Here is a 19,024-nt window from a genome sequence, read left to right as displayed (position 1 = left end):
ACCGAATCGCACCGACGGGATGGGTCGTTTTGAGCAGAATATCTGCGGCCGCCACTGGCAATGGCCGCCTTCTTCGCTGGTTTCCCGAGCGTGAGTTTATCTATCGCTCGAGGGGCCAGGTTCGTTTCATCAAGCTGACCAGCCGGGCGCAGGCCGGGCTGGCCGCCCTGGCGCTGGCGCTGATCGTCAGCTGGGTGGCGGCGATGGCCGCGCTCGGCTGGGCGCATTACACCACGCAGGCGAGCCGCACCGTAGTCCTTGCCGAAGCCGCGCAGGTCGAAGCCGCCCGGGCACAGGTGCGCGATTACCGGCAGGATGTGGCGAGCGTCGCGCGCGAACTGGCGCAGCGGCAGCAGTTCCTTGAAAATGTGGTCGATGCGCTGCCGGCCGATGCGCTGGCCGGCGGAACCGACATCGACAGCGCCGCCAACGCCGCCAGCGACCGGGCAGAGCCGGTCACCGCCACTCGCCGCATCAGCGCGGCCCCCGGCGGCGCGGCGCTGATCGATCTTGAACGCCGGCAATTGGCGCTGGTCGCGCGTCTGACTCGCTATGCCGAATCGGAAATTGCCGATAGCGAGCAGGCCATCCGCCAACTCGGCCTCAACCCCGCCACCATCGCTGCCAGCGCGCGCGAGGGGATGGGCGGCCCGTTCGAAGCGCTGATGCCGGCGCGCAGCGGTGCGATCGATCCGCGCTTTGCCCGGCTCGGCCGCAGCCTTGCGCGGATGGACGCGCTGGATCGCGGGCTGGCGGCGATCCCGCAGGTCGCCCCGGCCCATGTCGAGATGGTCAGTTCCAGTTACGGCCTGCGCCGCGACCCGTTCACCGGCGCGACCGCAATGCATAGCGGGCTCGATTTCCGCGGGCCGCACGGCGCGCCGATCTATGCGGCGGCGGCGGGCCGGGTCAGCTTCGTCGGGACCAAATCGGGTTATGGCAATGTCGTCGAAATCACGCACGGCAACGGGATGCTGACCCGCTACGCCCATATGTCGCGCTTCGCCGCGTGGGCCGGGCAGGAAGTCAGCGCCGGCTCGGTGATCGGCGCGATCGGCAGCACCGGCCGATCGACCGGGCCGCATCTCCATTTCGAAGTGCGGGTGAACGACCGCGCGGTCAATCCGCGCCCGTTCCTCGAGGCCGGCGCGCGGCTGCTGGAAGACTGATCGGCGGGCGGCTCGCCGACTGGGATCAGCCGCCGAGCACCTCTTCGCGCAGCGCCTTGCGGTCGAGCTTGCCGATCATCGTCTTGGGCAGGCTGTCGCGCAGCGTCAGGCCGAACACCCGCTCATGCTTGCCGAGGCGGGCGTTAAGCCACTGCTCGATCGCTTCGGGCGCGGTGTCATCATCCGCCTGACGGACCACGAAGGCGCGCGGCACCTCGCCGCGATAATCGTCGGGCACGCCGATCACCAGCGCCTCCTTCACCGATGGATGCTCGACCAGCACCGCTTCGACCTGGCTCGGGAAGACCTTGAACCCGCCCACCGCGATCATGTCCTTGCTGCGGTCGACGATGGCGATGAAACCATCCTCGTCGATCGTCGCGATATCGCCGGTGCGCAGCCACCGTTCGCCATCGATCATCACGAACGCATCGGCGTCGCTTTCCGGCCGGTTCCAGTAACCGCGCATGATCTGCGGCCCCGCCACCACCAGCTCGCCCGGTTCGCCCTCGGGCGCGGGGCGGTTGGCGTCTTCCTTGTCGCGCAATTGCACGCGCGTCTGCGGCAGCACCTGGCCGATCGTGCCCGGCTTGCGGCGCCCCTCATAGGGATTGACCGAGACCACGCCCGAACTCTCGGTCAGGCCATAGCCTTCGACCAGCCGCGCACTGCTTACCGCCTCGAACTTTTCGCGCACCGGCGCGGGCAGGCCTGCCCCGCCCGACACGCACACCCGGAGCGAGGAGAAATCGGTGCTGCCGATCGCCGGATGGTCGAGCAGCGCCTGATACATCGTCGGCACGCCGGGAAATGCGGTCGGCTTGACCCGCCCGATCGCTTTCAGCGTCTGCCCGGCATCGAAGCGCGGCAGCATCGCGATGCAGCCGCCCTTGGCGATCGTGCGGTTGAGCACGCAGGTATTGGCGAAGACATGGAAGAATGGCAGCACCGCCATGATGATGTCACCGTCGGCGCCGAACGGATCGATCGCATCGACCTGCCGCGCATTGGCAGCAAGGTTGGCGTGCGTCAGCATCGCCCCCTTGGGCGTGCCGGTGGTGCCGCCGGTATATTGCAGCAGCGCGATGTCGGCCTCGGGGTCGATGTCCACCGGGGCCGGCGGCCCGGCGCGCAGGAAGGCGTCGAAGGCGATCACATCGGCGCGCGCGGGCACCGGCGCCAGATCGCGGCGCTTGAGCATCCGCAGCGCCCAGCCCTTCACGCTCGGCAATTGCGCGGCAAGGCTGCCAACGACGAGCGTTTCCAGCGCCGACGCACCGAGCACCTCGAGCGCAGTGGGCAGCAGCGCCGGCACGTCGAGCGTCACCAGCAGCCGCGTGCCCGAATCGGCCACCTGATGGCTCAATTCGGTGGCGGTATAGAGCGGCGAGAAATTGACCACCGTCGCCCCGGCCAGCATCGCCCCGTAATAGGCGGCGATATAGATCGGCACATTGGGCAGATAGAGCCCGACCCGGTCCCCTTTGGCGATGCCATGCGCCTGGAGCCCGGCAGCGAAACGCTCGGCCAGACCCAGCATCGCGGCATAGCTGGTGGGCCGGCCCATAAAATCGCACGCGCGCGCATCGGGCGTGCGCCGCACGCTTTCGATCAGCAATTGCGGCAGCGGCACAGGGGCAAAACCCATGTCCCACGGACACGGATGGCCGTAGGAAGCAGCCGGCGGAACTCCATTATTTACAGGCATGTCAGCCCCATGGCGCAAGTCCCGCCGCGCATCAAGCGGCACACCGGGGCGGGCGCCGCTTCGCCGAGGTCAGGCCTGGCCCGCCCCGTCCGCTTCCTGCGCGCGCTTGTTCTCGAGCCAGGCATCGGCTTCGGCCTGCTGCGCCGCATCAGACGCCGCCTTGACCTGCGCCTCGCGCTCGGCGCGCAATTCCTCGATCAGCCTGTCGCGGTCGGTCGTATCGGCGGCGCCGGCGCTCTGCCCGTCGGTGCCCGCAGCCTTGGCCGCCTTGGCGACAATCGCGTCGAGCTCGCGCTGCGAGCACAGGCCCAGCGTCACCGGATCTTTCGCCTGAATGTTCTGGATGTTCCAGTGGCTGCGTTCGCGGATCGCGGTGATAGTAGTGCGGGTGGTGCCGATAAGCTTCGAAATCTGCGCATCCGACACCTCGGGGTGATTGCGGATGATCCACGCGATCCCGTCGGGCTTGTCCTGCCGCTTGGAAACGGGCGTGTAACGCGGCCCCTTGGTGCGGGTGACCTCGACCGGCGCCTTGTGCATCTTCAGCGCATAGGAAGGATCGGCCTGACCCTTCTCGATTTCTTCCTGCGTCAGTTCGCCGGCATGGACCGGGTCGCGGCCGGTATATTTGCTGCTCGCCAGATCGTCGGCCATGGCCTGCACTTCGAGAATATGGATGCCACAGAATTCGGCGATCTGCTCGAAGCTCAGGGCGGTGTTGTCGACCAGCCAGGTGGCGGTCGCGTGCGGCATCAGCGGGGTGGGCTGGGCCATCGAAGAATCTCCTGAATACGATAAGGGCCGCCCCTTGCGGAGCGGCCGTTGGCAATTGGCCTAGGCGAAAGTGGCGCGCTCGGCAAGCATCCTGACATGGACACCGCCCCCAGCCGGCGAATAGCCCAGGATTGCCTCTGAAGCCACGCTCAGCGCGATAATGGCGCGCCCCGCCACTCCACTAGCGCCGATGTTGGAAAGGGGCTGTAGCCCCCGTTTCCGGAACGTATAGCGAACATTGGCACTTTTACGTGCGGCGCGCCGCAACCAGCCCGGAAAGGAACTGGTCGGTCGCCCGTTCCCACGAAAATTCCGCCGCGCGCGCGATGCACGCCTCTCGCCGGGAAAACAGCGCCGCGCCGATCGCCCGGCCACGATCGTCGGCCAGCGCGCCCGCCTGATCGGTGACGATGTCGCGCGGGCCGGTGACGGGGAAAGCGGCGACCGGCGTGCCGCAGGCCAGCGCCTCGACCATGACCAGACCGAACGTGTCTGTTTTGCTAGGAAAAACAAATACATCTGCCCCGGCATAACACCCCGCCAGCGCGGCGCCGCTGCGCGGACCAAGGAAGTGTGCGGCGGGAAAGCGCGCCGCCAGCGCCGCCCGCGCCGGGCCGTCGCCGACCACCACCTTGCTGCCCGGATAGGGCGCGGCGAGAAACCCCTCCAAGTTCTTTTCGACCGCGACCCGTCCGACATAAAGCTGGATCGGCCGGGGCAGCGCGGCATATTCGGGCGGCGGCGGCGCGTCGGGCGTGAAGCAATCGAGATCGACCCCCCGGCTCCAGCGATGCGTGCGGACAAGGCCATGCGCGTGCAATTCGCGCTCGACCCCCTCGGTCGCCACCATGATCCGCTCCGCCGGCGCGTGAAACCACTGGATATAGGGCCAGAACAGCGCCGCCGGCAGGCGCGTGCGGCGTGCCAGATATTGCGGAAACTGCGTGTGATAGGCGGTGGTGAACGGCGTGACGGTATCCAGGCAATAGCTGCGCGCCGCCAGACCCAGAGGCCCCTCGGTGGCGATGTGGATCGCCTCGGGCGCAAGGTCGCACAACCGGCGGGAAATCTCTCCCGGCATCGGCAGAGCGAGGCGGATTTCCGGATAGGTCGGGCAGGGCAGCGAGCGGAACTGGTCGGGCGCGATGACATCAACCCGGTGGCCCCGTGCGCGCAGCCCGGCGATGGTGGTTTCCAGCGTGCGCACCACGCCGTTAACCTGCGGCGCCCAGGCGTCGGTGACGATCGCAATGCTGCCCGGGACCGCTGGTCGCGGGGCTGAACTCTGATCACGCCACCGCCGCCCCAGCCGCTGCGGGTAGCCGTGCGCCGCCGGGTCGAGCGGCCAGTCACGCGCAAGAGCCGTTGCTGCCATCATGCCGCCACCGCCGCGGGCGCGGCCGCTGCGGAAGCTTGCTGGGCAGCGTTGCGCCGCGCAACTTCCTCGGACCAATGGAGGATTTCCATCCGTCCGTCGAAATGTTCGACCAACGCGGTGCAGCCTTCGACCCAGTCGCCATCATTGTAATAGGCGACCTGGCCAAACTGGCGGATTTCGGCGGTGTGGATATGACCGCAGACGACCCCGTCCACGCCGCGTTCCGCCGCCGCGCGGGCGACGATCTCCTCATAGGCCGAGATGAATTCGACCGCGTTCTTGACCTTGTGCTTGGCGGTTTTGGACAGCGACCAATAGGGCAGGCCCAGCCGCCGGCGAACCGCATTGACCCAGCGGTTGGCCTCCATCAGCGCATGATAGGCCGCATCGCCGATGAAGGCGAGCCAGCGATGGGCCAGCATGACCGCGTCGAATTCATCGCCGTGCAGCACCAGCAGCCGCCGCCCATCAGCGGTTTCGTGCACCGCCGCACGGCGTATTTCGACGCCGCCGAAATCCATCCCGCAGAACTGGCGCACCATCTCGTCGTGATTGCCCGGGATATAGACGATCCGCGTGCCGCGCTTCGCACGCTTCAGCACGCGCCAGACGATATCGTTGTGCGCTGCCGGCCAGTAGACCTTCTTCTTCAGCCGCCAGCCATCGATAATGTCGCCGACCAGATAGATCGTGTCGCTGTCAGTATGGTCGAGGAAGTCGATCAGCAGCTCGGCATTGCAGCCTTTCGTTCCGAGATGGACATCGCTGATCCAGATCGTGCGGAACCGGAGGCGTTCGGTGATTTCCGGCTCTGGCACCGTCGGTTCGGGTGCGACTGCATGGGGCAGCGGGAAGGCCGCGACGTTGCCGAAGCTATCGGCCAGCGCGGGCAGGGGCATCGGCTCGGTCACTGGCGGTGGCCTTTCGGGCAGCCTCGGATGAGCCTGCCCTAGCATGCCAATGTTACAGGCGATTCACAGCCGCGTGACGCGCATGGGTCTTTGTGACCCGCCCATGACAGCTATCCGCCGCGCACCTGCAGCACGATCTTGCCGATATGCTCACCCGCTTCCATCCGCCGGTGCGCCTCAGCCACCTGGTCGAGCGAATAGATCCGGTCCATCACCGGGGCCAGCGTGCCGTCTTCGAACAGCGACCAGGCATTGGCGGCGATTTCGTCCGCCAGCAGGGTCTTGAAGGCATCGCTGCGCGGCCGCAGCGTCGATCCGGTCAGCGTCAGCCGGCGGCGCATGACCAGCGCCATGTCGATTTCCGCCCGCGTCCCGCCGAGCACCGCGATGGTCACATGGCGGCCATCTTCGGCAAGGCAGGCGAGATTGCGCGCAACATATTCGCCCGACACCATGTCGAGCACCAGATTGACCCCGCGCCCCTCGGTGATCCCCGCCACTTCGGCGACGAAATCATGAGTCCGGTAATTGATCGCATGATCGGCCCCGACACCGAGCGCGGCAGCGCATTTGCCATCGTCGCCGCAGGTCACGATCACCGTCAGCCCGAACGCCTTGGCGAGCATCGTCGCCATCGTCCCGATGCCGCTGGTCCCGCCATGCACCAGCAGCGTCTCGCCCTCGCTCGCCCAGCCGCGCTCGAACACATTGTGCCAGACGGTGAACAGCGTTTCAGGCAGCGCCGCCGCCTCGGACAGCGCCATCGACGCGGGGACCGGGAGGCAATGGCCGGCGTGGACTACGCAATATTCGGCATAGCCGCCGCCCGGCGTCAGCGCGCAGACGGGCTGGCCCACGAACAGCGTATCGACCCCTTCGCCCAGCGCGACCACCTCACCCGCCACCTCCAGCCCGAGCAGCGGCGAGGCGCCCGGCGGCGGGGGATAGAGCCCGCGGCGCTGGATGCAATCGGGCCGGTTGACCCCGGCATAATCGACCGCGATCAGCACTTCGCCCGGGCCGGGGCGCGGGACGGGCAGCGTCGCCACCCGCAGCACCTCTGGCCCGCCGGGCGCGTCGAACGATGCTGCGCGCATCGTCTCGGGTATCGGAACCTGCCCCATCTGCGCCCCCAAGCTCCCTTCGCAATGCCCCGACCTCTGGCGGGCCGGCGACAAAAGCGGTGGTTATGCGCGCCCTAGCTGCGCGCGGCATTGACAGCAAGCACCGCCCGGCGGATGCTGCCAGCGATGGACGAGGATGATCGCCCCCGCGCCTTCGGAGATGCCGCCAGCCGGCTCGCGGCTGAGGATCTGTCACCCTATTCGCTGGCCGAGCTCGATGCCCGCGTGGCGCTGCTCGAAGCCGAGATCGCGCGCGTGGCGGCGCACCGTCAGGCCAAGGGCGATCACCTCAGCGCCGCTGCCGCTTTGTTCGGAAAATCCCCCGGATGAACGCGGGCGCGCCCTCGCAATTGCCGGGCGCGGCACCATATCACCTTGTGACGGCAGCCAGCCGCCATTCACCCGCCGCCGGGCATACCGGCCGCACCGGTTCCTCTCAGGCACCTCCTATTGCCACCAGCGGACGCACCCATGCCCTCTTTTGCCTCGAACCTTGAAACCACGCTTCACAATGCGCTCCACCAGGCGAGCGAGCGGCGGCACGAATATGCCACGCTCGAGCACCTCCTGCTGGCGCTGATCGAGGATGAGGATGCTGCGCAGGTGATGACCGCCTGCGGCGTGGACTTGGCGGAACTGGCCGAGGTGGTTACGCAATATCTCGACCAGGAATATCAGTCGCTGAAAGGCGAGGACGGCAGCGATCCGCAGCCCACCGCCGGGTTCCAGCGGGTGGTCCAGCGCGCGATTCTCCATGTCCAGTCCTCGGGCAAGGATACGGTCACCGGCGCCAATGTGCTGGTGGCGCTGTTTTCCGAACGCGACAGCTACGCGGTCTATTTCCTCCAGCAGCAGGATATGAGCCGGCTCGACGCGGTCAGCTTCATCAGCCACGGCATCGGCAAGAACGGCGCTCAGGCCGCCCGCCCGCCGCAGGGCGCGGACGAAGGCACCAAGGCGGACGAGAAGGGCGAGGCGAAGAAGGAAACCGCGCTCGACCAGTTCACCGTCAACCTCAACGAGAAGGCCAAGAGCGGCAAGGTTGATCCACTGATCGGCCGCGGGCCGGAAGTTGACCGGACGATCCAGATCCTCTGCCGCCGCAGCAAGAACAACCCGCTCTATGTCGGCGATCCGGGCGTTGGCAAGACCGCCATTGCCGAAGGGCTGGCGCGCAAGATCGTCGAGGGCGAGGTGCCCGAAGTGCTGCAGGACGCGGTGATCTACTCGCTCGACATGGGCGCGCTGCTCGCCGGCACACGCTATCGCGGCGATTTCGAGGAACGGCTGAAGCAGGTTGTCACCGAGCTGGAGGGCATGCCCGACGCGGTCCTGTTTATCGACGAGATTCACACCGTGATCGGCGCCGGCGCCACCAGCGGCGGGGCGATGGATGCTTCGAACCTGCTCAAGCCCGCCCTGTCATCGGGCGCAATCCGCTGCATCGGTTCGACCACCTATAAGGAATTCCGCAACCATTTCGAGAAGGACCGCGCGCTGCTGCGCCGGTTCCAGAAGATCGACGTCAACGAACCGACGGTCGAGGACACGGTCAAGATCCTCAAGGGCCTGCGCAGCGCGTTCGAGGAGCACCACAAGGTCACCTACACCCCCGACGCGATCAAGACCGCGGTGGAGCTGTCGGCGCGCTACATCAACGACCGCAAGCTGCCCGACAAGGCGATCGACGTGATAGACGAAGTCGGCGCGATGCAGATGCTGGTCCCGCCGGCGCGGCGCAAGAAGAAGATCACTCCGCGCGAAATCGAGCAGGTGATCGCGACAATGGCGCGCATCCCGCCCAAATCGGTGTCGAGCGACGACAAGCGCGCGCTGGAAAACCTCGAACGCGATCTCAAGCAGGTGGTGTTCGGCCAGGATGCCGCGGTGCAGAAACTCGCCACCGCGATGAAGCTGTCCCGCGCGGGCCTGCGCGATCCCGACAAGCCGATCGGCAGCTTCCTGTTTTCGGGCCCCACCGGCGTCGGCAAGACCGAGGTCGCGCGCCAGCTTGCCAGCATCATGGGGATTGAGCTCAAGCGCTTCGACATGAGCGAATATATGGAGCGCCATTCGGTCAGCCGGCTGATCGGCGCGCCGCCGGGCTATGTCGGCTACGATCAGGGCGGCCTGCTGACCGATGCGGTCGATCAGAACCCGCATTGCGTGCTGCTGCTCGACGAGATCGAGAAGGCCCACCCGGACCTGTTCAACATCCTGTTGCAGGTGATGGATAATGGCCGGCTGACCGACCATCACGGCAAGACGGTCGATTTCCGCAATGTCGTGCTGATCATGACCACCAATGCCGGCGCGTCCGACATGGCGCGGCAGGGTATCGGCTTCGGCGATGTCAGCAAGGAAGACGCGCAGGACGAAGCGGTGAAAAAGATGTTCACCCCCGAATTCCGCAACCGGCTCGATGCGATCGTGCCGTTCACCTATCTCGGTCGCGAGACGGTGGCGCGGGTGGTCGACAAGTTCATCCTGCAGCTCGAATTGCAGCTTGCCGAACAAAACGTCCACATCCAGTTCGACCGCGAAGCGCGCGACTGGCTGGGCGAGAAGGGCTATGACAAGCTTTATGGTGCGCGGCCGATGGCGCGGCTGATCCAGGAAAGGATCAAGCAGCCGCTGGCCGAAGAATTGCTGTTCGGCAAACTGTCTGAAGGCGGCGAAGTTCAGGTAAGCGTCAAGGATGGGAAGCCGTCCTTCGAGATAACCCCCGCCCCGCCCAAGCCCAAGAAGCTGCGCGGCAGGCCGGCGGCCGAGCCGGCGGACGGTGAAGAGGCCAGCGCCGCCGACGGACAGGACTGACAGGCGCGGCGCGGTGGGCGGAACCAACGCCCTCTCGCCGCGCTATCGGGCGGTGAGCGCGCCATTTTCCTGGATCCGGGCCGAACCGCACGGCATTCATGTCGTGCCGGCCGATTGCTGGGTCGATCCCTCGCGCCCCGTTGACCGCGCGCTGGTCACGCATGGCCATGCCGACCATGCGCGCGGCGGGCACGGCCAGACGGTGGCGACGCCCGAAACGCTGGCGATCATGGATCTGCGCTACAACACCCGCGAGGGCGCGCTGCCGGCGCAATATGGCGAGACGCTGGCGCTGGCGGGCGGGGTGACGGCCAGCTTCATCCCTGCCGGGCACGTGCTCGGCAGCGCGCAGATCCTGCTCGAGCACGCTGGCGAACGGGTGGTGATTACCGGTGATTACAAACGGCGGCCCGATCCGACCTGCCCGCCCTTCGAAGTGACGCCGTGCGATATCTTCATCACCGAGGCGACCTTCGGCCTGCCGCTGTTCACCCATCCGCCGATCGAACAGGAAATCGGCAAGCTGCTCCAGGCACTCGCCGATCATCCCGACGCTTGCGTGCTGGTCGGCGCCTATGCGCTGGGCAAGGCGCAGCGGGTGATCGCCGAATTGCGCGCCGCCGGGCATCACCAGCCGATCTATCTCCACGGCGCGATGGAGCGGATGTGCCGGCTGTATGAAGAGCTGGGCGTACCGCTGGGCGATCTGCGGCTGGTGGCCGATGCCACCAAGGACCAGATGCGCGGCCATGTGGTGGTCTGCCCGCCCTCGGCACTCAACGACCGCTGGAGCCGCCGGCTGCCCGATCCGATCACCGCCATGGCCAGTGGCTGGATGCGGGTGCGCCAGCGCGCCCGGCAGCGCAATGTCGAGCTGCCACTGATCATCTCGGACCACGCCGATTGGGGTGAGCTCACCGCCACCGTCGAGGAGGTGAATCCGTACGAAACCTGGATTACCCACGGCCGCGAGGAGGCGCTGCTCCGCTGGCACGAACTCCACCAACGCCGCGCCCGCGCGCTCGCGCTGGTGGGGTATGAGGACGAGGACGATTAACGGGTGGAGAAGTTCGCCGCCCTGATCGACGCGCTGGTCTATACTCGCAGCCGCAACGAGAAATTGCGGCTGATCGCGGACTATCTGCGCGCCACGCCCGATCCCGATCGCGGTTGGGCGCTCGCCGCGCTGACCGACGGGCTCGATTTCCCGGCGGTGAAGAGCTCGACCATTCGCACGATCCTGATGGAGCGGGTCGATCCGGTGCTGTGGACGCTGAGCCGCGATTTCGTCGGCGATACGGCCGAAACCGCCAGCCTGCTATGGCCCGCGCCTCTCGCCCCTGCTGGTCCGCCGCCCACCGTGTCGGAGGCGGTGGCGCTGCTCGGGGCGATGACCCGCAAGAGCGTGCTCACCGAATTGCCCGCCATGCTCGACCGGCTCGATCCATCGGGGCGCTACGCACTGCTCAAGCTGGCGACCGGCGCGATGCGGATCGGCATTTCCAGCCGGCTGGCCAAGGTGGCTTTCGCGCAGGCCTTCGCCGTCAGCGTCGAAGAGGTCGAAGAGTACTGGCATTGCCTCGCCCCGCCTTATGCGGAACTGTTCGCATGGGCAGCAGCCGGCGCGCCGCCGCCCGATATCGCCAATCTGCCCACGTTCCGCCCGTTCATGCTGGCTCACCCGCTGGAAGAACTGGAGGTCGATCTGGCCGATTACGCGGCGGAGTGGAAATGGGACGGCATCCGGGTGCAACTGGTCCGCGCGGGTGATCAGAGCCGGGTCTACTCCCGATCGGGCGATGATATCTCGGCGAGCTTTCCCGAATTGCTCGACCTCCTGCCCTTCCCGGCGGTGTTCGATGGTGAGTTGCTGGTCCGCGGCAGCCACCAGGGTGGCGAGGAAGGCGGCGCGGCAAGCTTCAACGCGTTGCAACAGCGGTTGGGGCGCAAGACCGTGTCGAAGGCCATGCTGGCCGATTACCCGGCCTTCGTGCGCCTCTACGACGTCTTGTTGGCCGAGGGCGAGGACTTGCGCGCCGCGCCGTGGACCACGCGCCGCGCGCGGCTCGAACAGCTCGTCACCCGCCTGCCGGCAAGCCATTTCGACCTCAGCCAGGTGATCGCGGCAGGGAGTTTCACCGAGCTGGCCGAGATTCGCGGGCGCACGCGCGACGAGGCGATCGAGGGGGTGATGCTCAAGCGCCGCGACAGCCCCTATGTCGCCGGCCGCCGCACCGGGCTGTGGTATAAATGGAAGCGCGACCCGCTGCTGATCGATTGCGTGCTGATGTATGCCCAGCGTGGCAGCGGCAAACGCAGCAGCTTCTATTCGGATTACACATTCGGCTGCTGGAATGGCGACCCGGATGCCGGCGCCGAGTTGCTTCCCGTGGGCAAGGCTTACTCAGGCTTCACCGACGAGGAGCTGAAGAAGCTCGACCGCCATGTTCGCCGGCACACCGTCAATCGCTTCGGCCCGGTGCGCGAAACCGATCGCAGCCTGGTGTTCGAGGTGGCGTTCGATTCGGTTCACGCCAGCAAGCGCCACAAATCGGGCCTCGCCATGCGCTTCCCGCGCATCCACCGCATCCGCTGGGACAAGCCGGTGCACGAGGCCGACCGCATTTCGGCGCTCGCCGCCTTGGTGCAGGACTGACTTGCGCCAGATCAACGCCATCGTTCCCGGCCGCGCCTAATCGTAATCCAATGACCCAGACTATCGCCAAACCAGCCACCCCCTATGACGCGCTGGGCGGCGCCGCGGTAATCGCGCGGATTGTCGACCGATTCTACGATCTGATGGATACCGAGCCGACCTATCGCGCACTCCGGGCCATGCACGCAGCCGACCTTGGCCCGATGCGCGCGTCGCTCACCGGCTGGCTCAGTGCATGGGCCGGCGGATCACAGGACTGGTTCGCGGCCAATCCGGGCAAATGCATGATGAGTTACCATCGCAGCCTTGGCGTCACGGCCAAGACCGCCGGCCAATGGAGCGATGCCATGGCCCGCGCGATTGCGGAGGCAGGGCCGGCTGACAAGGCGCTGGGTCGGACGATGGCCGAACGGCTCGACATGATGGCGCAGGCGATGGTGCGGCGTTAAAGCGCAGCGGTGCTACGTTATGACCGCCCGCGCCAGATGCTTGCACTCGGCATGGCCGGCCTTGCCGGTTATACTGATGCAATCGGCTTTCTCGCGGCGAATGGCTACTTCGTCTCGTTCATGTCGGGGAATACGACGCGGCTCGCGGTCGATCTGGTCGCGCAGCCAAGCAACGCGTGGGTACCGGCCGGGCTGATCGCGGGCTTTGTCATCGGCGTTGCCGCGGGCGCGCTTGTCACAGACCTTGCAGCGGCGCGGCGCAAGACCGCACTCCTCAGCCTGGTCTGCGCTCTCCTGATTATCGCCGCGACGGGTGCCGCGATGGGTTCGGCCGCGCTCCTTGCAGGCACAATGGTGCTGGCGATGGGCGCGCTCAACAATGCCTTCCGCCGGGATGGAGAGGTGGCCGTCGGGGTCACCTACATGACCGGCGCGCTGGTGCGGCTGGGGCAAGGCCTTGCAGCCCGGATTGGCGGGCGCGAAACCGGCGCCGCACGGGCGGCCGGCCTGCTGTGGCTGTCGCTGGGCAGCGGCGCCGTTGCGGGCGCGATGGCCACGCAGGCGCTGGGATCGGCGGCCCCCGCGCTTGCCGCAGTCGCGGCGGGCTTGCTCGCACTCACTGCCGCCCGGATCGAAGCGAGGAGCTAACGTCGCCCGAGACGGCGCCGCCGTTGTCTGGCGCCTTGGCGATCCCCATCTCAGGGTCGACGGACCCGGTCTTCGCCGGGCGCTGAGGACCAAGCAATGAAGACTTTCGACGCTCTGCTCACTAGCGAGGCCGGCCACTGGGTCGGCAACGGTTTTCCCGTGCGCTCGCTGTTCAGTTATCATGCCGATGCGGCTGCGCTCAGCCCCTTTCTGCTCTTCGACTATGCCGGCCCGTGGACCTTTGAGCCGGCCGAAGAGGGCGAGCAGCGCGGCGTGGGCCAGCATCCGCATCGCGGCTTCGAGACCGTGACCATTGTCTATGACGGTGCGGTCAGCCACCGCGATTCGGCTGGCGGCGGCGGGACCATCGGCGCAGGCGAGGTGCAGTGGATGACGGCCGGGGCCGGCGTGATCCACGAGGAATATCACGCCCCCGGCTTTGCCCGCAGCGGCGGGCCGTTCCGCATGGTGCAATTGTGGGTCAATCTGCCCGCGGCCGACAAGCTGACCACGCCGCGTTATCAGGCGATCACCCGCGATATGATTCCCGAAACGCCCTTTGCCGGGGACACGGCGCGGATAATTGCCGGGCATTTCGATGGCGTCGCCGGTCCTGCGGCGACCTTCACCCCGGTTAATCTGTGGGATGTCCGTCTGCCCGCAGGCGCCGAGGCGCTGCTTCCCGTGCCGGACGGACACACTACCCTGGTCGCAGTGCTGGCCGGCCATGCGACAATCGCCGGGTGCGATATCGGTGCGGGCGAAATCGCGCGCCTGTCGCGCGCGGGCGAGGGCGCGCCGGTTGTTACCAATGGCGACGTCATGCTGCTGGTGATGACGGGCGAACCGATTGACGAGCCGGTCGTTGGCCACGGGCCGTTCGTGATGAACAGCGCCGACGAAATCCGTCAGGCCTTCGCCGATTATCAAGCCGGTCGGTTCGGCGCGGTCGCTGCCTAGGGTGCGATCCGGATCAGCTTGTTGCGGGCGGTGTCGCCGCGCAGCAGGCTGAGCTGCGACGGCGGCATCTCAAGCGCGGCGGCGAGCAGGGCGATCACCGCTCTGTTCGCCGCCCCGTCAGTCGGCCGAGCACGAACCTTGGCGTGAAGTTGCCCGTCAATAATCGCCAGCGATTCGCTGCGCGCGCCCGGTGTCACCCGAACGGCCAGCCGTCCCTCGGCGTAGGCCAGCGCCCGCAGCGTTGCCGCCGGCGGCAGATCAGCTTTCGGGCGGGCCATGGGCGGCAGCGATGGCCGCGGCATGGTCCACGGCATTGCGGGCATAATGCGCGACGCCCATCTGCATCCCGGCAATCGCGGCATCATCCAGCTCGCGCATGAACCGCGCCGGGCGTCCACCCCATAGCGTGCGCGGCGCCATTTCCTTGCCCTCGGTCAACATCGCACCGGCGGCGAGCATGGCTTCACTGCCGATCACCGCCCGGTTCATCGCAATCGCCCCCAGCCCGACGAACCCGCGATCGTGCACCGTGCAGCCGTGGACCATCGCCATGTGCCCGACCAGCACATCGTTGCCGATCAGCACCGGGCTGCCGGGATCGCCGTGGAGAACGCTGCCATCCTGCACATTGCTGCGCTCGCCAATCACGATCCGCTCGACATCGGCGCGCAGCACACAATTGTACCAGACCGAGCTGCCCGCGCCGATCGTGACATCCCCGATGATAACCGTGCCCGGCGCGATGAAAGCATCGGGGTGGATATTCGGAACCTTGCCATTGATCGGGATCAGGCGGACGCCGGGGCGGTACATCGCTGGCTCTCCCACATTGATGCATTAATGCTGTAGAGGATGGTCGTGCGATCTTCGGGCGGATAGGCCGGATCGTCGAAATCGAGGTCTTTGCGGCGTTCCATGCCCAGCTTCTCCATCAGCTTCCAGCTGGCGACATTGGCCTGGCTGGTCAGCGCGACGATATGCTGCGCGCCGACCGCGCCGAAACCCCAATCGAGCACTGCGCGCACCGCCTCTTGGGCATAGCCGCGCCGCCAGCGATCCTGCCTCACCAGCCAGCCGATCTCGTGATCGCCCGGATTATGCGCCCGCGGATTGTCCACCCGCTTCAGGCCGCAATGGCCGACCAGCTCGCCGGTGGCCTTCTCGATCATCATCAGGAAAGAGAAGCCTTCCTGGGCATATAACGCCTGCGACCGGGCGTGCTTGGCCTCGATCTCGTGCAGTTCCTTGACCCCGCCGAGCCGTGCCATCACCGCCGGTGTGTTGAGCAAGCGGTATTGCAGCGCGGCATCGCCGTCCTCGATCGTACGCAGCACAAGCCGCGCGGTCTCGGTGATGATGTCAGCCATCGGCGCGCTGCCAGTCGCTGCGCGCAAGCGCATAGACCACCGTGTCGCGCCACGGCGGTGCATAGCGCGGGTCGGGATAATCGAGGTCCGCCCGGCGGCTGAACCCGAGCCGGTTCATCAACCCCCAGCTGCCCTCGTTTTCGGCAATGGTCAGCGCGACCAGTTCTTCCGCGCCGAAGCGGGTGAAGGCAAGGTCAATCGCCGCGCGCGCAGCCTCCTTGGCATAGCCCTGGCCCCAGGCGTCTTCGCGCAGGCGCCAGCCGACCTCCATCATACCGGTGACCGTGCTGCCCGGCGCATTGGCGCGCTTCAGCCCGCAAAAACCGAGCACCTCGCCGGCCAGAGGGCCGCCATCCTGCTTGCGTTCGAGGAGCCAGAAGCAATGGCCGTGATGCGCTGCGCATCCCTCCACCCGGGCGCGGGTGGCGGCCATGCCGTGCTCGTCCAGCACGCCGCCGAGCCAGCGCATGACGGCTTCGGTATTGGTATGGCGGAAGAATTCCGCCCAATCCGCCTCGCCGCGCCAGTCGCGCAGTAGCAGCCGTTCGGTTTCGTGGCGAAACTCAGCCATTTAGCAGCCGTGCCGCATCGGCTGCGTGATAGGTCAACACCCCGGTGCAGCCCGCCCGCTTGAACGCCATCAGCGTTTCGAGCACCAGCGCATCGCGGTCGCCCGCGCCGGCGGCGGCAGCGGCTTCGATCATCGCATATTCGCCACTCACCTGATAGGCGAAGACGGGCACGTCGAAGCGGTCCTTCACCCGCGCCACCACGTCGAGATAGGCGAGGCCGGGCTTCACCATCACCGCATCGGCCCCTTCGGCGATGTCGAGCGCCACTTCGCGTAATGCCTCGGCGCCGTTGGCCGGGTCCATCTGGTAGCTTTTCTTGTCGCCTTTCAAGAGGTTGCCCGAACCCACCGCGTCGCGGAACGGGCCATAGAAGGCGCTGGCATATTTCGCCGCATAGGCAAGGATCTGCACATTGGGGTGCCCGTTCATTTCGAGCGCCATGCGGATGGCGCGCACGCGGCCGTCCATCATGTCGGACGGGGCGACCATATCGGCCCCCGCCGCTACCTGATTCAGCGCCTGATCGACCAGGACGGCAACGGTGTCGTCATTGACGACATAGCCCCCGTCATCGACCAGCCCGTCCTGTCCGTGGCTGGTATAGGGGTCGAGCGCGACATCGGTGACGATACCGATCGCATCCCCGCAGGCATCGCGCACGGCCCGGATCGCGCGGCAGACGAGATTGTCCGGATTGAGCGCCTCGGCCCCGTCAACGCTGCGCCGCGCGGGGTCGGTGTAGGGGAATAGCGCGATCGCCGGGATGCCCAGCGCGGCCGCTTCCTTCGCGCGGCGGGCGACAAGATCGACCGACCAGCGCGACACGCCGGGCAGGCTCGCCACCGGCTCGTGGACGCCGGTCCCGCCAGTTACGAACAGCGGCCAGACAAGGTCCGCCGGGGTCAGCACGCATTCGCGGTATAGCGCGCGGCTCCAGCCCGAGGCGCGGGTGCGGCGCAGGCGCAGATGGGGGTAGGCGGCAAGGGTCATGGCGGTACCCGTCCTGCCGCAAAAGGCCGCGCCCTGCAATCAGCGTGGGCCGGGGGTAATCGCCTTCAAGGTCGCCAGCGCCTGCCGGAAACTCGCCAGTTCGGCCCCTTCGAGCTGCGCGCGGGTGACAAAGCGGACCGAGGCCGGATCGATCGCGCGACCGCCGCGATACATTTCGTAATGCAGATGCGGCCCGGTGGAGAGCCCGGTCGAGCCGACATAGCCGATCACCTGCCCGCGGCGCACCGCCTGCCCCGGCGCCACCGCCAGCTGGCTGAGGTGACAATAGCGAGTGGCAACATCGCCGCCATGCGCCAGCCGGACGGCGTTACCGCAGCCGCCCATCCGCCCCGCCGCCTGCACCACGGCATCGGTCACCGCGAGGATCGGCGTGCCATAGCCAGCCTTGAAATCGAGCCCCGAATGCATCCGCGCATAGCGCAGGATCGGATGGCGGCGCATCCCGAAATGCGAGGTGATGCGCCCCGGCACTGGGGCCAGCAGCCCTTCGCGTTGCTGACCCACGCCGCTCGCTTCGAGGAACTGGCCATCGGGGCCCCAGCGCAGCAATTGCGCGCGCGGCTTGCCGCCGCGCTCGACCCCCGCGAACAGCAATTTGCCGGAATCGACCTCGCCCGACGCCGCGCGGCGATAGGCGACCACGAAATCGTAAGTGTCGGTCGGCAGCAGCCCTTCGCCGAGCTGTCCCTGTTCAGCCAGCGTCCGCAGATATTGCTGCACCGCGCTGGCCGGGGCGCCCGCCGCCCGCGCCGAGCGATAGAGGCTGGACCCGACCAGTCCGCGAATTCGCAGCGGCCGGTCGTCCACCGCCAGCGCGCGGCGTTCGAGCACCAACCCGCCGCCGCTACGCTTGACCGCAAGGTCGAGGTCGAACCGGGCACGGAGCGACAAGGCGGCGAGGCTGCGCGCGGCACCCGGCGCCGGCCGGCGGCCGAGCACCACCTGCACCTCGGTCCCCTGCGCAATCGCCCGGGCCGGAACCGCCTGGCCGATCAGCGCCGCCGCTGCCGCCGCATCGCGGGGACCCACGCCCGCGCGCTGCAACATGGCGGCAAGGCTGTCGCCGCCGCCCAAGGTGGCGGTCAGTTCAACCTGCGCGCGTTCGGGCGCGGCTGCCAGCGGGCGAACCGCCGCGCCAGCGCCCATCCGCCGGCCGCTATCGGCCCCCAGCGCCAGCGGCAGGATCATCTGGCTGCGATATTCGTCGCGCACCGGGTCGCTGGAGAGCGTCGAGGGGGCAGCCTGAACGCTGGTGACGCCCGGCCACACGGCGAGGGCAACCAGCGCCAGCAGGCTCACCGCGCCGGCCCGTCCGGCGGCGCGGGCGCGGGCACGAGCGGGCAGGCTACGGCGAAACTGGCTGGGCTCGGCGGCGGGCGCATCGGCGCGCAGCCGGCCAAAGCCGCCCATCTGTGCTGCGCTCGGCACTTCGACACCAACCCCTGCAACCGTTCGTCCAACCGTGCCAGAGCGCGGTTAA

The 19,024-nt window shown here is 67.5% G+C and carries 19 protein-coding genes; 8 read left to right on the top strand and 11 right to left on the bottom strand.

Features of this window, described 5'->3' with window-relative positions:
• The first annotated feature begins 29 nt into the window (after window positions 1–29).
• Window positions 30–1,169 (top strand): M23 family metallopeptidase, encoded by a 1,140-nt coding sequence (locus ILT46_RS08815; RefSeq protein ID WP_233397130.1) that lies wholly within the window; start codon window positions 30–32, stop codon window positions 1,167–1,169.
• Between the two features lie 25 nt (window positions 1,170–1,194).
• Here ILT46_RS08815 and ILT46_RS08810 read toward each other — a convergent pair whose 3' ends face one another.
• The 5 genes from ILT46_RS08810 to ILT46_RS08790 form a co-directional block, all read right to left on the bottom strand.
• The gene (locus ILT46_RS08810) at window positions 1,195–2,817 is read right to left on the bottom strand and encodes a long-chain-fatty-acid--CoA ligase (protein ID WP_370592396.1); all 1,623 of its coding nucleotides are present in this window, start codon (window positions 2,815–2,817) and stop codon (window positions 1,195–1,197) included.
• A 129-nt stretch (window positions 2,818–2,946) separates the two neighbouring features.
• Window positions 2,947–3,651, bottom strand: coding sequence for a cell cycle transcriptional regulator TrcR (locus tag ILT46_RS08805; protein ID WP_199504264.1), 705 nt, complete (start codon window positions 3,649–3,651; stop codon window positions 2,947–2,949).
• Window positions 3,652–3,898: 247 nt separating this feature from the next.
• Window positions 3,899–5,026, bottom strand: coding sequence for a glycosyltransferase family 4 protein (locus tag ILT46_RS08800; RefSeq protein WP_199504263.1), 1,128 nt, complete (start codon window positions 5,024–5,026; stop codon window positions 3,899–3,901).
• Entirely contained in the window at window positions 5,026–5,928 is a 903-nt protein-coding gene (locus tag ILT46_RS08795; protein WP_199504307.1) for a UDP-2,3-diacylglucosamine diphosphatase, read from the bottom strand. The genes ILT46_RS08800 and ILT46_RS08795 overlap by 1 nt, the downstream gene beginning before the upstream one ends.
• A gap of 122 nt (window positions 5,929–6,050) precedes the next feature.
• A complete protein-coding gene (locus ILT46_RS08790) occupies window positions 6,051–7,064 on the bottom strand; it encodes an NAD(P)H-quinone oxidoreductase (protein ID WP_233397129.1) in 1,014 nt (337 codons plus the stop codon).
• 90 nt (window positions 7,065–7,154) lie between these two features.
• Here ILT46_RS08790 and ILT46_RS08785 point away from each other — a divergent pair, with 90 nt between their 5' ends.
• From ILT46_RS08785 to ILT46_RS08755, 7 genes are all read left to right on the top strand, one after another.
• Window positions 7,155–7,394, top strand: a complete 240-nt coding sequence (locus ILT46_RS08785) for a DUF1192 domain-containing protein (protein ID WP_370592395.1) — start codon at window positions 7,155–7,157, stop codon at window positions 7,392–7,394.
• Between the two features lie 141 nt (window positions 7,395–7,535).
• Entirely contained in the window at window positions 7,536–9,881 is a 2,346-nt protein-coding gene (clpA, locus tag ILT46_RS08780; RefSeq protein WP_199504262.1) for an ATP-dependent Clp protease ATP-binding subunit ClpA, read from the top strand.
• Window positions 9,882–9,933: 52 nt separating this feature from the next.
• Window positions 9,934–10,938, top strand: coding sequence for a ligase-associated DNA damage response exonuclease (locus ILT46_RS08775; RefSeq protein WP_199504304.1), 1,005 nt, complete (start codon window positions 9,934–9,936; stop codon window positions 10,936–10,938).
• Between the two features lie 3 nt (window positions 10,939–10,941).
• A complete protein-coding gene (locus ILT46_RS08770; protein ID WP_199504261.1) occupies window positions 10,942–12,537 on the top strand; it encodes a cisplatin damage response ATP-dependent DNA ligase in 1,596 nt (531 codons plus the stop codon).
• Between the two features lie 50 nt (window positions 12,538–12,587).
• Window positions 12,588–12,986, top strand: a complete 399-nt coding sequence (locus ILT46_RS08765) for a globin domain-containing protein (RefSeq protein ID WP_199504260.1) — start codon at window positions 12,588–12,590, stop codon at window positions 12,984–12,986.
• Between the two features lie 9 nt (window positions 12,987–12,995).
• Entirely contained in the window at window positions 12,996–13,634 is a 639-nt protein-coding gene (locus ILT46_RS08760) for a YoaK family protein (protein WP_199504259.1), read from the top strand.
• Between the two features lie 96 nt (window positions 13,635–13,730).
• The gene (locus ILT46_RS08755) at window positions 13,731–14,594 is read left to right on the top strand and encodes a pirin family protein (RefSeq protein ID WP_199504258.1); all 864 of its coding nucleotides are present in this window, start codon (window positions 13,731–13,733) and stop codon (window positions 14,592–14,594) included.
• Here the strand turns inward: ILT46_RS08755 and ILT46_RS08750 are convergent.
• From ILT46_RS08750 to ILT46_RS08725, 6 genes are read right to left on the bottom strand one after another with little or no spacing between them, the layout of a single operon-like run.
• On the bottom strand, window positions 14,591–14,872 hold the full coding sequence (locus tag ILT46_RS08750; protein WP_199504257.1) for a DUF167 domain-containing protein: 282 nt from the start codon (window positions 14,870–14,872) through the stop codon (window positions 14,591–14,593). The two genes, ILT46_RS08755 and ILT46_RS08750, sit on opposite strands and share 4 nt — an antisense overlap.
• Window positions 14,853–15,407: a gamma carbonic anhydrase family protein gene (locus ILT46_RS08745; RefSeq protein ID WP_199504256.1), complete on the bottom strand. Its 555-nt coding sequence runs from the start codon at window positions 15,405–15,407 to the stop codon at window positions 14,853–14,855. The genes ILT46_RS08750 and ILT46_RS08745 overlap by 20 nt, the downstream gene beginning before the upstream one ends.
• Window positions 15,383–15,961: a GNAT family N-acetyltransferase gene (locus tag ILT46_RS08740; protein WP_199504255.1), complete on the bottom strand. Its 579-nt coding sequence runs from the start codon at window positions 15,959–15,961 to the stop codon at window positions 15,383–15,385. The genes ILT46_RS08745 and ILT46_RS08740 overlap by 25 nt, the downstream gene beginning before the upstream one ends.
• Window positions 15,954–16,532: a GNAT family N-acetyltransferase gene (locus ILT46_RS08735; RefSeq protein WP_199504254.1), complete on the bottom strand. Its 579-nt coding sequence runs from the start codon at window positions 16,530–16,532 to the stop codon at window positions 15,954–15,956. The genes ILT46_RS08740 and ILT46_RS08735 overlap by 8 nt, the downstream gene beginning before the upstream one ends.
• Window positions 16,525–17,523 (bottom strand): porphobilinogen synthase, encoded by a 999-nt coding sequence (hemB, locus tag ILT46_RS08730; RefSeq protein WP_199504253.1) that lies wholly within the window; start codon window positions 17,521–17,523, stop codon window positions 16,525–16,527. Before hemB ends, ILT46_RS08735 begins: the two co-directional genes overlap by 8 nt.
• A 39-nt stretch (window positions 17,524–17,562) precedes the next feature.
• Window positions 17,563–18,972: a M23 family metallopeptidase gene (locus ILT46_RS08725; protein ID WP_370592393.1), complete on the bottom strand. Its 1,410-nt coding sequence runs from the start codon at window positions 18,970–18,972 to the stop codon at window positions 17,563–17,565.
• Between the last annotated feature and the right edge of the window lie 52 nt (window positions 18,973–19,024).

Source organism: Qipengyuania sp. YIM B01966 (assembly GCF_016461955.1).
In the GTDB taxonomy this organism is placed as follows: domain Bacteria; phylum Pseudomonadota; class Alphaproteobacteria; order Sphingomonadales; family Sphingomonadaceae; genus QFOP01.
This window is presented reverse-complemented; position numbering and strand designations above follow the sequence as displayed.

Bases quoted from the DNA above. Each gene is read 5' to 3' on its own strand.
- ILT46_RS08810 (WP_370592396.1), bottom strand. From the start codon at position 2,817: ATGGGTTTTGCCCCTGTGCCGCTGCCGCAATTGCTGATCGAAAGCGTG.
- ILT46_RS08805 (WP_199504264.1), bottom strand. From the start codon at position 3,651: ATGGCCCAGCCCACCCCGCTGATGCCGCACGCGACCGCCACCTGGCTG.
- ILT46_RS08800 (WP_199504263.1), bottom strand. From the start codon at position 5,026: ATGGCAGCAACGGCTCTTGCGCGTGACTGGCCGCTCGACCCGGCGGCG.
- ILT46_RS08795 (WP_199504307.1), bottom strand. From the start codon at position 5,928: ATGCCCCTGCCCGCGCTGGCCGATAGCTTCGGCAACGTCGCGGCCTTC.
- ILT46_RS08790 (WP_233397129.1), bottom strand. From the start codon at position 7,064: ATGGGGCAGGTTCCGATACCCGAGACGATGCGCGCAGCATCGTTCGAC.
- clpA (WP_199504262.1), top strand. From the start codon at position 7,536: ATGCCCTCTTTTGCCTCGAACCTTGAAACCACGCTTCACAATGCGCTC.
- ILT46_RS08765 (WP_199504260.1), top strand. From the start codon at position 12,588: ATGACCCAGACTATCGCCAAACCAGCCACCCCCTATGACGCGCTGGGC.
- ILT46_RS08755 (WP_199504258.1), top strand. From the start codon at position 13,731: ATGAAGACTTTCGACGCTCTGCTCACTAGCGAGGCCGGCCACTGGGTC.
- ILT46_RS08750 (WP_199504257.1), bottom strand. From the start codon at position 14,872: ATGGCCCGCCCGAAAGCTGATCTGCCGCCGGCGGCAACGCTGCGGGCG.
- ILT46_RS08745 (WP_199504256.1), bottom strand. From the start codon at position 15,407: ATGTACCGCCCCGGCGTCCGCCTGATCCCGATCAATGGCAAGGTTCCG.
- ILT46_RS08740 (WP_199504255.1), bottom strand. From the start codon at position 15,961: ATGGCTGACATCATCACCGAGACCGCGCGGCTTGTGCTGCGTACGATC.
- ILT46_RS08735 (WP_199504254.1), bottom strand. From the start codon at position 16,532: ATGGCTGAGTTTCGCCACGAAACCGAACGGCTGCTACTGCGCGACTGG.
- hemB (WP_199504253.1), bottom strand. From the start codon at position 17,523: ATGACCCTTGCCGCCTACCCCCATCTGCGCCTGCGCCGCACCCGCGCC.